16 protein-coding genes are annotated in these 12768 nt (G+C 48.8%); all 16 read left to right on the forward strand.

Annotated elements, in window-relative coordinates; translation table 11 throughout:
• The first annotated feature begins 100 nt into the window (after positions 1-100).
• On the forward strand, positions 101-871 hold the full coding sequence (locus tag CGC65_RS02110) for a ParA family protein (protein WP_002566269.1): 771 nt from the start codon (positions 101-103) through the stop codon (positions 869-871).
• On the forward strand, positions 864-1382 hold the full coding sequence (locus CGC65_RS02115) for a late competence development ComFB family protein (protein ID WP_002566268.1): 519 nt from the start codon (positions 864-866) through the stop codon (positions 1380-1382). The genes CGC65_RS02110 and CGC65_RS02115 overlap by 8 nt, the downstream gene beginning before the upstream one ends.
• Positions 1383-1784: 402 nt before the next feature.
• A complete protein-coding gene (flgM, locus tag CGC65_RS02120) occupies positions 1785-2087 on the forward strand; it encodes a flagellar biosynthesis anti-sigma factor FlgM (protein ID WP_002566267.1) in 303 nt (100 codons plus the stop codon).
• A gap of 12 nt (positions 2088-2099) precedes the next feature.
• Complete coding sequence (flgN, locus tag CGC65_RS02125; protein WP_002566266.1) at positions 2100-2546, forward strand: flagellar export chaperone FlgN; 447 nt, start codon at positions 2100-2102, stop codon at positions 2544-2546.
• 27 nt (positions 2547-2573) lie between these two features.
• Complete coding sequence (flgK, locus tag CGC65_RS02130) at positions 2574-4043, forward strand: flagellar hook-associated protein FlgK (RefSeq protein WP_002566265.1); 1470 nt, start codon at positions 2574-2576, stop codon at positions 4041-4043.
• A 10-nt stretch (positions 4044-4053) separates the two neighbouring features.
• Positions 4054-5037: a flagellin N-terminal helical domain-containing protein gene (locus CGC65_RS02135; protein WP_002566264.1), complete on the forward strand. Its 984-nt coding sequence runs from the start codon at positions 4054-4056 to the stop codon at positions 5035-5037.
• Positions 5038-5058: 21 nt separating this feature from the next.
• Complete coding sequence (locus tag CGC65_RS02140; RefSeq protein WP_002566263.1) at positions 5059-5658, forward strand: DUF6470 family protein; 600 nt, start codon at positions 5059-5061, stop codon at positions 5656-5658.
• A gap of 49 nt (positions 5659-5707) precedes the next feature.
• Positions 5708-6154, forward strand: coding sequence for a flagellar assembly protein FliW (gene fliW / locus CGC65_RS02145; RefSeq protein ID WP_002566262.1), 447 nt, complete (start codon positions 5708-5710; stop codon positions 6152-6154).
• Positions 6148-6426, forward strand: coding sequence for a carbon storage regulator CsrA (csrA, locus tag CGC65_RS02150; protein WP_002566261.1), 279 nt, complete (start codon positions 6148-6150; stop codon positions 6424-6426). The genes fliW and csrA overlap by 7 nt, the downstream gene beginning before the upstream one ends.
• Positions 6413-6889, forward strand: coding sequence for a hypothetical protein (locus CGC65_RS02155; RefSeq protein ID WP_002566260.1), 477 nt, complete (start codon positions 6413-6415; stop codon positions 6887-6889). Before csrA ends, CGC65_RS02155 begins: the two co-directional genes overlap by 14 nt.
• Before the next feature lie 11 nt (positions 6890-6900).
• Positions 6901-9807, forward strand: a complete 2907-nt coding sequence (gene fliD / locus CGC65_RS02160; protein ID WP_002566259.1) for a flagellar filament capping protein FliD — start codon at positions 6901-6903, stop codon at positions 9805-9807.
• Between the two features lie 16 nt (positions 9808-9823).
• Positions 9824-10204 (forward strand): flagellar export chaperone FliS, encoded by a 381-nt coding sequence (fliS, locus tag CGC65_RS02165; protein WP_002566258.1) that lies wholly within the window; start codon positions 9824-9826, stop codon positions 10202-10204.
• 21 nt (positions 10205-10225) lie between these two features.
• Complete coding sequence (gene flgB / locus CGC65_RS02170; RefSeq protein WP_002566257.1) at positions 10226-10582, forward strand: flagellar basal body rod protein FlgB; 357 nt, start codon at positions 10226-10228, stop codon at positions 10580-10582.
• A gap of 11 nt (positions 10583-10593) precedes the next feature.
• Positions 10594-11028 carry a flagellar basal body rod protein FlgC gene (flgC, locus tag CGC65_RS02175; protein WP_002566256.1) on the forward strand — a complete coding sequence of 145 codons (435 nt, stop codon included), beginning with the start codon at positions 10594-10596 and terminating at the stop codon, positions 11026-11028.
• Positions 11029-11874: an OmpA/MotB family protein gene (locus CGC65_RS02180; RefSeq protein WP_002566255.1), complete on the forward strand. Its 846-nt coding sequence runs from the start codon at positions 11029-11031 to the stop codon at positions 11872-11874.
• A complete protein-coding gene (locus CGC65_RS02185; RefSeq protein ID WP_002566254.1) occupies positions 11867-12757 on the forward strand; it encodes a flagellar motor switch protein FliM in 891 nt (296 codons plus the stop codon). The genes CGC65_RS02180 and CGC65_RS02185 overlap by 8 nt, the downstream gene beginning before the upstream one ends.
• Positions 12758-12768 lie beyond the last annotated feature (11 nt).

A 12768-nucleotide genomic window follows, 5' to 3' on the forward strand; every position in this document is an offset into this window, starting at 1 on the left:
GCTATGGGGGTATACAATAAAATACAATTGTCTGTTTCGGCATTTCTTGCTATAATATATCATAATGTGAGAGAAATATTAGGTCCCTGGGGGAGTAGCCATGTCGTTAACAATTGTGTTGTCCAATCAGAAGGGCGGTGTTGGGAAAACCACGTCAGCCTATGTGCTGTCAACAGCCCTGAAGGAAAAGGGTTATAAAGTCCTTGCGGTGGATATGGATCCGCAGGGTAATCTGAGCTTCGCCATGGGGGCGGACACTGAGAGCGCCACCATATACGATGTGTTAAAGGGGGAGTTAAAGCCCAGGTATGCGGTTCAGAAATCAGCCCTGGTGGATATCATTCCCTCTAATATCCTTCTCAGCGGCATTGAGCTGGAGTTTACCGGCGCGCGCAGGGAGTTTCTTTTGAAGGAGGCGCTGGAATCACTAAAAAGTTCCTATGATTATATTCTCATTGATTCTCCGCCGGCCCTGGGAGTGCTGACCGTGAACGCGTTTACTGCGTCTGATTACGTCCTGGTGCCCATGCTTTCCGATATATTCAGTCTTCAGGGGATAACCCAGTTGGATGAAACCATATGCCGTGTCAGGAATTACTGTAATCCCCGGATCCAGATACTGGGGGTATTTCTCACCAAGCACAACCCCAGGACAAATTTCAGCAAAGAAGTGGAAGGCGCCCTGCGCATGGTGGCAGAGGATTTGGATGTTCCGGTTCTGGACACATTTATCCGGGACAGCGTTGCGCTTCGGGAAGCCCAGTCCCTTCAGCGCTCCGTGCTGGAGTATGCGCCTGAGTGCAATGCGGTGCAGGATTATAAGAAGCTGATACAGGAATTGATTCAAAGGGGGCTTAAGGCAGATGTCTAAGAGCAGGACAGAGATTGACAAGGAAATAATGTACCGCAAGATTATGCCGTCTGCCTCAAAAAGAGATGCAAAGACGGCGCAGGCAGATACCGGAAATTCAGGCGCAGGGCAATCAGATACCGCGCTTTATGACCGTGTAAATGGAGGCGAAGGCGCCATGGGTATGCCGGCCTTATCAGCGCCTTCGGCTGCTGCCATGGCAAAGACCCTTAAGCGCAGCCCGGTAACATTTCCTTTTAAGGAAGAAAATAATATGGTATTGGTAAACCTTATGGAGGAACTGGTGATCAATAAGCTGGAATCCACCCTGGACCGGTTTAACTGCTGTAAATGTGATAAGTGTAAGAAGGACATAGCGGCGCTGGCCCTGAACCGTCTGAAACCGCGGTATGTGGTGATGAAGGAAGGGGAACAGGAAAAGCGCAGGAAGGCGGAGCTGGAAAATGGTTCCGAGGTAACCGGGGCTCTGGTTCAGGCTATCCTGGTTGTGAAAAAGGCACCCTGGCACTGATAGGGATTGGATCATACACATTGGATGGTGCCAATTATAGGAAGCCAATTAAATAAATACCATGGGCCGTTAACAGGCAAAATCCCAGGATTCTGCTTGTTAGCGGTTTTTATTAACCCTGAAATTATTTCTCCCATCTGTCACCCTGCCTGCTGTCACCCCACCTGTCTCTTGACCGGTTACTGGATAATCCGGACCCGACCACGTCCTTCCCCCTTCCCCCTTCCGTCCACACCCCTGTCTAACCCGGCAAACCTGCCGCAATCATATTAAAAAAATAAAAAAAATTCCCTGGCACACTGTAAAGTTTTATCCGCCATGTACGATAAGTACTATAGAAATATCACAACCACTTATCAGGACCACCATACAAAGAGCATGTAAGGAAAGGAAGCCGGACATATGGATATAAAGGTATCAAGAAATTACGCAGCCTATCAGAAGGCAGTAAGCAATGCAAAACATACGGAAAAAAGCCTTTCCGCTCCCGTACAGGCAGCCGGTAAGGCTAGAGGAGACGCTATCTGCATCAGCAGCGAGGGTGTGAAAATGAGCGGTGCATCCTCATTTTCAGCCGCACTGTCAAGGTCCATGGAAGAAGGGGCTCCGGCTGATCGGATTGCCGCCATAAAGCAGCAGGTGCAGGAGGGGACATACCAGGTGCCGGCAGAGCAGATTGCCAGGCGCCTTATGAGCGGTCTGTAGGAGGGGAAAATATTGGAAGAAATCATTGATTTTTTGGGAGAATATGCAGAAACACTGGAGGCCATGGAACAAAAGCAGATTGAAAAGCTGGGACTTCTGATGACCAGGGAACTGGATAAGGTTGAGCAGACCATCATGATGCAGGAGGCCATGGATAAGAAGCTGGAGAACATGGAGCAGAGGCGCCGGAAGCTGTTTGTCTCCTATGGGATTGAGGGCAGGACCTTAAAGCAGATTGCTGAGGATGCAGGCCCGGAGCAGAGAAAGGAACTTATGGACCTGTACCGCAGAATGGACGGAGCCATTGGCAATATACAGTATTACAACCAGAAGGCGGAGGCGTTAGCCAAGTCGGAGCTGGAACAGATGGGAATTGACTCCCGGTATGTGGGAAATCCCACCGGCATCTACGGGCGTCCCGCGTTCAGCAAGGGCAGTAAACTGGAGAAAAAGGCCTGACAGAGGCTGACATAGGAGAGTGGTAAAGTGAGACCGACATTTATGGGGCTGGAGACAGCCAAAAGAGGAATTCAGGTTAATCAGAAGGCCATTGATATTGTAGGCAATAATATAAGCAATTCCAAAACAAAAGGGTATACCAGGCAGCGTCTGGATACAGTGAGTGTCCATACCTATGGAAGCAGCCAGTATAACTACAGTTCCATCCCCCTGGCCGGGCAGGGTGTGGATGCCAGGGGAGTGGCACAGATCCGCAATCCGTACCTGGATGCCAAGTTCAGGCAGCAGTACGGCGATGTGGGGTATTACGACCAGAAGGCAGCCATTATGGACCAGATAGAGGGAATCATCAGCGATCCGGAGGTAGAGGGAACCGGTATCAAGGCAGCATTGACCACCTTATCCCAGGCACTGGCGGATTTCAGCCAGTCCCCTTATCAGGAGACCAATGCCAATATAGTCATGAACGCATTTAAGGGTGTGACCCAGGTCCTCAATGAGTATGACGCCAATTTAAAGACCCTGATGGAACAGACTAAAAATGACCTGTCGGTGGCTGTTGAGGATATCAACACAAAATTGGACCAGCTGTCTGAACTGAACAGCTCCATTGCCCATGAGATATTCAGCAACAACGATTATGATGGGGTCAACTATGGGCCCAATGACCTTCTGGACCAGAGAAATGTTATACTGGATGATTTGTCGCGGTACGGCGATGTGCAGGTGACGGACCTGGAGGACGGAAAGATTCAGGTTAAAATTAATGGGAAAGTGGTGGTGGACGCTTCGGGGGCTTCCTACACCAATGATAAGCTTAACATAGGCAGCGACGGCGTTACTCTGACTTGGAACAGCAACAACCAGAATGCCAATCTGGGAGCAGGGGCCATCAGAGGATTTACGGATATGCTGACTGGTGCTGACCCAATCAATGCGGGAATACCTTACTACCAGAATAAGATGGACAATTTTGCCCAGACCCTGGCAGATGTGTTTAACAATAAAATTCATGCGGATGACCCTGATTTCCCTGATAAGTACAAGTTTCTTCTCCAGGGCGGTGTTGACGGCAAGGTTACAGCGGGAAATATCAGCATCAGTGACCAGTGGGCCGATGACGTGTCCTATATAATCCGCAAACAGAATCCGGACGGAGAGCTGGACAATCAGGATATACTGGATATGAAGGCGGCGTTTGAGCAGGATTTTAATTTTGGAGGGGAATACACGGGTACATTCAGCGAATTTATTACCAGCGTCACCAATACACTGGGAAGCGGAATCAAGACAAACAGCGCCAGGATGAGTGCTTCCCTGGCTATTGCGGAAAGCGCTGATTCGGAGCGTATGGGCGTGTCCGGCGTTTCCCTGAATGAAGAAGGAATCAGCATGATGACATACAACAAGGCCTATCAGGCTCTGGGAAGGCTTATGACCACCATGGACGAGCAGCTGGATATGATTATCAACAAGATGGGCATAGTAGGGCGTTAAGGAGGAGCATATGAGAATCACGGAAAATATGATGACATCTACCTATAACAGGAATCTCCAGAGGAATATATCTGATTTGGCGTCCTCCAACCTGAAGCTGTCGTCCAAGCGTCAGTATAATCATGTATCGGAGGACCCGGCAACAGCGTCAAAGGCCTTTGCCATCAGGGACCAGATTGCCAGGTCTGAGGAACATATCAGCGTGGTGAAGAACGCAAGGGGAGAGCTGGATACAGCGGATTCCAACATTGTTACCCTGAACTCCATACTTGAAACAGTATACGAAAAGGCCACCAAGGCAGGCGGCGCCAGCAGCCAGGATTCCATGGATGCCATTGCGGAGGAGCTGGGCGGTCTTAAGGAGGAGATTCTGCAGACCATGAACGCCAAGTATGGGGACAAATTCCTGTTTTCCGGTTCGTCCAACAGCGAAGCTCCGTTCACCGTGGATGGGGACGGAAATCTGCTGTTTAACGGCAAGCCGGTGGATGCCTATGATAAGAACGATCCGGACACGTATTTTGACGAGAATAAGCCGGTTTATCTGGATATCGGATTCGGTACATACGCGTCGGGAACCAACACGGCAAAGACAGGAATTAAGATTTCCACATCAGGCGTGGATGTGCTGGGATACGGAAAGGACGAGAACGGGCTTCCCAACAATCTCTACAGCCTCATAGGCAAGGTGGAGGAGCAGTTAAGGGGCGGCGATAAGGAGGGGGCAATGGATACCCTGTCGCAGCTTAAGAAGAAGCAGAGCAATATTTCCATTGCCACATCTGAGCTAGGAACAAGAGAAAAACTTCTGGACCGCACAGAGGACCGTCTGGAGACAGGACTTATTAATTTACAGAAGAGCCAGACAGACCTGGAGTCGGTTAAGATTGAGACGGAGGCTATTAACAACAAATCATGTGAGACAGCCTGGATGATTACCCTTCAGCTGGGATCCAGCATCATACCGCCGTCCATATTTGACTTTATGAAATAAGTTGAAAAGAGGTGTCTGAGGATGAACGTCCTAAAAATCACATCTACCCCCATTAAGCTGTCCATGACCTCCCAGCGCGCCAGGCTTGAGAGCAGGCTGCCGGACCCTGAGGTGGGAATCATCCGCAATCCGGGGAAGCTGAACATGAAATCAGATCATATCAAGGTGGATATTGATACGTCCCGTTCCAGGGACAGTCTGGGGTTCAAGACCGCCAGAGGGCTTATGAAGGATGCTGCCAGCGCAGGCCTTAAGGCTGCATCGGATGCCACTGCCCAGTATTCCAGGGTGGGCAACCAGATGATGCAGATTCAGGACGGGGTGACGGTATCCGGCATTATAAAGAATCAGATGATGGCCCAGACCAATGTGGTCACGGGGATTGCCTTTATTCCGTCAGTAGGTCCGGATATTTCCTGGGAGCCCGCTGATCTGTCCATTGACTTTGCGCCTGCCCAGCTTGCGTTTGATCCTCAGGTGCAGGAGCCGGCGGCCAGGTATGTGCCGGGCGAGCTCAGCGTAAATGTGGAACAGTATCCCAAAGTAGAAATAGAATATATGGGAGATCCCATATACGTACCGCCCAGCGCCAATCCGGCCGGAAATGAAGGGCCGCAGTAACAGGCGGTATGAATGACACCAGGGCCAGGGATGAGATAGGGGGATATGCTTGAAGATAGAGACGCGGGATTTTGGAATCCTTGAGATAGAAGAAAGAAATATTATAACATTTAAACAGCCCATATTCGGATTTGAAGAATATACGCAGTTTGTACTTGTAAATGATTCCAACATGGGAAATGGAATCTGCTGGCTGCAATCCATTGAGCAGAAGGACATATGCTTTATCATGCTGAATCCTCTGGAAGTAAAACGTGATTATGCTCCAGTTGTGATGCAGGATATATTAATCCTGCTGCAGGCGGTTCCTGAGGATGATTTGGACTGCTGGGTTCTCATGGTCATCGGAGAGACGTTCCGCAATTCTACAGTAAACCTGAAAAGCCCTATCATCATTAATCATAAGACGAATCTGGCTGTCCAGGTAATACTGGACCAGGATTATCCCATACGGCAGTCCATATTCAGCCAGGGAGAGAGGGACGGCCTATGCTGATTTTATCCAGGAAAAAAGGCGAATCAATTAAAATTGGCGATGATATTGAGATATTTGTGTCCGAGATTAAAGGCGACAAGGTGCGTCTGGGCATTTCAGCGCCCGGCGATATGAAGATATGCCGCACGGAGCTGTATCTTACCATGGAGAATAACAAGGAAGCATCGGATAAGGTGGATCTGCTTAAGGTGTTCCAGCTCTCCAGAAACCTGAAAGCTCTTGCCCAGGAGGATGAAAAGGAAGTTAGGGAGGAGAAAAATGGAAGTGCTTGAGCAGATGAGGATGCTGCTCAGGGAAAAGGCCATTCTGTTCGGACAGTATGAGCAGGAGACCCTGAGACTGGATACGGATGACCTGGACGCGGTGGACGATATCGTGGATGCAGTACAGGCACGGCAGGCCCTTATAGATAAGATAAACGGACTGGACCGGAGGATTGCCGCTATCGGGGAAGCATCGGCTTACGGCGCGCGCTGTTTTCATATTGGGAAAAATCAGTGCGATTATGCCGGCCTTACTGAGGCTGAGCAGGCAGTATTCCGGGTCGGGCAGGAGGTATTTGCCATCATGACCAGAATCCGGGAGCTGGAAGACGGAATACCGGGAAAGATGGCAGTGATTCAGGAACAGCTCCAGGAAAAGATAAAAAAGAATAATGTAAACGGTAAATTTACCGGATATCTGAAACAGATGGGACAGGGGAGCAAAGGGGTGCTCTATGATAAACGCAGATAGGGGGACAAACAATGTCATCAATCAATACAGTCAGCGGCAACGGCAATAAGAATTACGTATCAGGTCTTGCTTCCGGCATGGATACGGAGAGTATTGTCAAGAGTCTTCTGATGGGTACCCAGACCAAAATAGATAAGCAGTCAGGATTAAAGCAGCAGCTTGAATGGAAACAGGATATTTACAGGGACCTGATAACAAAAATCAATACCTTTAGTGATAAATATTTTTCTTATTATGGTTCGGGCGATACCAATCTCATGAGCCAGAGCCTGTTTAAGACAATGACCGGAATCAGCAGTTCCGGTGCCATTAAGATAAGCTCTGTCTCATCCAATGCGGTCAGCTCCATGAATATAAGCGAGATACAGCAGCTGGCAACAGCTTGTTCGGTAAAATCATCAGGCAACGTGACCGGTGAGCCAAAGGGACAGGAGGCGGATCTTAATGCATTGGCAGAGGGAGAAAACTCTTTTTCCATAACGCTGGATGGGGTCAACAGGACCATAACGTTTACAAAGGGTGCAACAGAACAGGATACCATTGATAATATTAACCAGGCATTATACCGTAATTTTGGTACATCGGTGGGTATGAGCCTAACGGACAGCACGGCTGAGGACGGCAGCAGCATTAAGGTCATGAAGCTGGTAAAGCTGAATGAAAATGGTAAGGAAACCAGTGAGGCGGTAGACTCTTCCAGAAGGGTTATCATAGAATCAGCGGGGGACAACCGGGATACAATTAAGCACATGGGATTTTCGGGCGGTTTTTCCAATAAACTGGACTATGGCACATCCTTGAAAAATATGAACTTTGCCACGCCTCTTGAGGGAAACAGATATGAGTTCCAGATAAACGGCGTGACCATAAAAGGACTGACCGGGGATTCCACGCTCAGTGATGTAATCAGTGCCATCAACAGCAGCGACGCAGGGGTAAGGGTATCCTATTCCTCGGCGGCTGATAAATTTATTATGGAATCATCCTCAACCGGAGAGATATCCAATATAACTATGTCCCAGACTTACGGGAATCTGCTGACCACCATGTTCGGCGTGGAGGCAACGGGTGTGCAGTCATCGCTGTTTTCCCAGAATATTACCAGTGATAATTCCGTGGATTTTAATACCATTGTAGAGAATCTTAATAGTGGAAGGGACCAGTCCCTTACATTCCAGGTAGATGGAGAAGATTACACGGTAAAGTTGGAAGGAAAAAACGGCGTAGGGAATTATAAGAACGCGCAGGCTGTTATTGACGCCATTAATTCCAATCTTTCCAGGGAGTTTGGCAGCGGGAAGGTGAACTTTTCACTGGAGGATGACCCTGACATTGCAGGAAATAGTTTCGTGGCAGTGAATTCTTCTGAGCATAGTATTCTGTTTACGACAGCTAATGTAAATGACGGCGGAGCAGATGCGTTTGGCTTTGCTGAAAACCAGACGAATGTACTCGGTAAAGACACCACATGGGATGCTGCAGGTATGGCTGGTAAAATAAAGGTCAATGGAACTGAAGTTTACATTACTGGCAATACAACATTGGAAAAGGTGGCTGTCAGGCTTCAGACGGCCATAACCAATGCCGTAGGCGGGAACCCTAAGGTAGAATATAAGGACGGCCGTTTTAATATAACAGGGCTAACCGGGAATGTAAAAATTGAGGGCGTGGAAGGCGATATAACCGATGCGGATGGCAGCATAATAAAAAAGAATCCCGTAGAAATAATGTTTGGAAAGAAATCAATACAGAATGTTCCTAACATTAAAACAGTAACCTCCAATGCAGTTACTGATACAAGAATATTAAAAGGAAATTTAAAGTTAACTCTGGAGGATGGGACCACAGAGGTTATTGATGTTAATAATTTAAGCATTCCTAAAAACTTTGCAGACTTAGCAGCGGAAATTCAGGGCATAGTCGGAGCCGGAGTGTCAGTAAGCTATACGACGGATGGTAAAATCCAGATTCAGGGAACATCAAAGGGATTTAACATAGAGGGAACTGATACAGAGGGCAAAGCCCTTATGAACAGTCTGTTCGGGCAGGACGGCATGACATTTTCGTCGCAGATGACAGCCCAGGTAACCGCCGGCCAGAACGCCCGCCTCACAGTAGACGGCACTGTCATTGAGCGTAATTCAAACACCTTTGAACTGGATGGAATTACCATGGAATTAACCTCGGAATACCATGATACAGGCACCCCAATACGCTTGACTACATCCCGGGATACTGATAAAATAGTAGACAGTTTAAAGAGTTTTGTAGAAGATTACAACGCGCTTGTGGAAGAACTGAATGAACATCTGAAAGAGACTGCAAATTATAAGAAATACGCGCCTCTCACCGATGAACAGAAGAAGGAAATGAGCGACAAGGAGATTGAACTCTGGGAGGAAAAATCCAAGGAGGGCCTTCTCCACAATGACGCCAACATTACCAGCTTTCTGGGCGATATGAGAATGGTTCTTTACAGCAGTGTGGAGGGCGCAGGGCTGTCCCTTTATGATATCGGCATTGAGACATCCGATAACTGGAGGGATAACGGCAAGCTGGTCATTGACGAGGATGTTCTTAAATCCATGGCCGCCACCAACCCTGATGCCATATGCAAGCTGTTTACAGACAGGGACCAGGGGCTGGGAACCGGCATGCAGAATGCCCTTAAGGACGCAGCCAATGTCAGCAGCGGAAGCCCCGGCACCATGGTGCGCTATGCGGGAACAAAGGATGTTCTTACTACCAGCAACACCCTCTATGAGGAGATGAAGCACATTTCAGAGACGCTTTCCAATCTGAATACCAAGTATCAGCTGGAAAAGACACGGTACTGGAATCAGTTTAATGCCATGGAACAGGCCATATCGAATATGAACAGCCAGAGTTCCTGGCTTACCCAGCAGTTCTCATCATGATGAAGGAGTAATCACTATGCAGAATCCATATGCAAAATATAAACAGCAGTCCATAATGACCATGACCCAGGGAGATATGATTAACCTTCTGTTCGATGAGACAATCAACCGTCTGAACAAAGGTCTTGCGGGGCTGGAGGCAGGGGACTGCGAAGCAACCAATACCCATTTTAAGAAGGCTCAGGCTATTATCAGCCATCTGGCATCCACACTGGATCCCCAGTATCCGGTTTCCAAGGGATTGTCTTCTCTCTATGAGTATTTTAATTACCAGATCATACAGGCCAATGTGAGGAAGAACCCGGAGACGGTGAACGAGATTCTTCCCATGATAGAGGAACTGAAAGAGGCATTTGCCCAGGCGGATAAACAGGTACGTATAGGCCACACAGGCTGATGAGAGACAAGGAGGCGGAACATGCCGTTATTTGATGACAGGGCTTTGGGAGCTCTGGAAAGAGGGATGGATGGCATGTGGCTGAAGCAGCAGATTGCCAGCCACAACATTGCAAACGTGGAGACGCCGGGATATAAGGCGAAGAAGGTGGAATTTCGGGATGTTCTTTACGAGACAGCCCAGGGAACAGAGCGTATATCCAAACCAGTGGTGGAAGAGGACGGAAACACCCAGGCCAGGCCGGACGGCAATAATGTCCAGGTGGAAAAGGAAGAACTGGAGCTGTGGAAGGCCTATACCCAGTATTCGGCTCTCACAGGGCGTGTGTCAGGCAAGCTGTCCACGCTGCGGTATGTAATTAATAACACGGGCAAATAAAGGAGACAGATATGGGGTATTTGGATTCTCTTAATATAACGGGTTCCGCTCTCACAGCAGAGCGGTTCCGCACGGATATCATCATGCAGAACCTGGCAAACCAGAACACCACCAGGACGGCAGAGGGAGGTCCCTACAAGAGGAAGCAGGTTGTGTTCAGGGAAAATACACTGAACTTTAAGAGCGAGCTGGGAAAGGCCATGACAAAGGCGGAGAATGGCGGCGTATTTGTGGAGGAAGTGGTGGAGAGCCAGAATCCTTCGGTGCCGGTCTATGATCCGGACCATCCGGATGCGGATGAGGATGGGTATGTGATGATGCCCAATGTGAACAGTGCGGAGGAGATGGTGGATCTGATGGCTGCCTCCCGCGCCTATGAGGCGAATGTCACGGCCCTTAATGTTGCAAAAAGCATGGCTCTAAAAGCACTGGAGATTGGTAAATAAATGAAAAGGCAGAAGGATGAAGAAGGAGGCCAGGAGTGGTTAAATACCTACGCGGATATGATAACCCTTGTCCTGACCTTTTTCGTATTATTATACAGTATTTCAAATGTAAACCTGACCAAACTGGAGGAGGTTGCGTCTGCCATGCAGAGGCAGCTGGGAATCGAGGCAAAGACCGAAATTGAGGACGTGCCTTCCGATTTGAAATATCCTGTTGTAGGGGAAGGCGCCCAGGCGCCGGAAGACGCGGAGGCGCCGCTGCAGCAGACACAGCAGCAGTACCAGGCATCGGCCAGGGAAATGGCTGATATGGCCAGGGATATACAGACATATTTTGATTCGGAGAATCTGGACGCGGTTGTCACCAACAGTGAGAACGCGGTGTACATCCGTTTTAAGAATGATTTACTGTTTGCGCCTGACAACGCAAATCTTACGGATGCCAGCAAATCCATGCTGGACGCGGTTGGAATCATGCTGAAGGAAAAGCAGGACAATATCCTGGCCATTTACATAAACGGACACACGGCCCAGGCAGCCAATTCCCTGATTAACGACAGACTCCTGTCCTCAGAAAGGGCGGATAATGTGGCCATTTACCTGGAGGAACAGGTGGGAATCCCCCCAAAAAAGCTGATATGCCGCGGTTACGGAAAATATTATCCTATTGCGGATAATACTACCAGGGAAGGCCGCGAACAGAACCGGCGGGTGGATATGATTATTCTCGGAACCGGATATAAACCGCCGGATACGGTCCAGGGAATGGAGACAATGGATCCCCTGTTTCCGGTGACCATGCCGGGGGATGAGACTATGATGCAGGAAGGAACAGCCAGTGATTAAGAGTTACGATTTTAAATCACCAAAGAAATTTACAAAGGAGCGCATGAGCACGGTGGAGAATCTGTATGACAGCTTCGCCCGTGCCCTTGCGCCGTATCTCACAGGTCTTCTCCAGTCGTTTTGCGAGATTAATATTAATGGTATAGTGGAGAAGCGTTACCAGGAATTCAGCAGTTCTGTGCAGGATCATTCCCTTTTTGGCATGATTACCATGAGTCCTGCAAATAAAGATTATAATGAGGCGCCTCTGACCATGGAAGTGGATACCAGGCTGGCGTTTTTTATGATTGAACGTCTTTTGGGCGGAGTCGGGTCAGAGTATGATTTATCCAGGGACTTTACGGATATTGAGAAGGCTATTTTACAGTATGTCCTGAAAAAAATCACTGAGTTTTTAGGGGAAGCTTGGGGACAGTACCTGGACATCGAAGCATCCCTGACAGGGCTTCAGACCAACCCCCACCTGCTTCAGATGAGCGCCCAGGAAGATGTGGTTATCCAGGTGGAGCTGGAGGTGGTGATTGAGAAACTGAGAGCCAGAATTAACATGGTGATGCCGGCCCCCAATGTGGAGGAGCTCACTTCCAAGTTCGGCTATTCCTTTGCGGTCAGCCATAAGAAACAGGATGAGGACAAACAGAAATCCAAACGGCACTATATTGAACAGCACCTGTTGGAATCGGAGGTTGAGCTGAGGGCCATACTTCACGAATTTACCCTGGATGCCCAGGATATACTGCAGCTTGCTCCGGGGGATGTGATTCCCCTCAACAAAAAGGTGGACAGCGCCGTATCCCTCTATGTGGAGGATGTGGCCTGTTTTGAGGCCAGGGCGGGTCAGACAAAGATGCGCAAGGCAGTGGAAATCAGCAGAGAATTGTAGCCGGGAGGAAA

This window comes from Enterocloster bolteae (assembly GCF_002234575.2).
Taxonomy (GTDB): Bacteria; Bacillota; Clostridia; order Lachnospirales; family Lachnospiraceae; genus Enterocloster; species Enterocloster bolteae.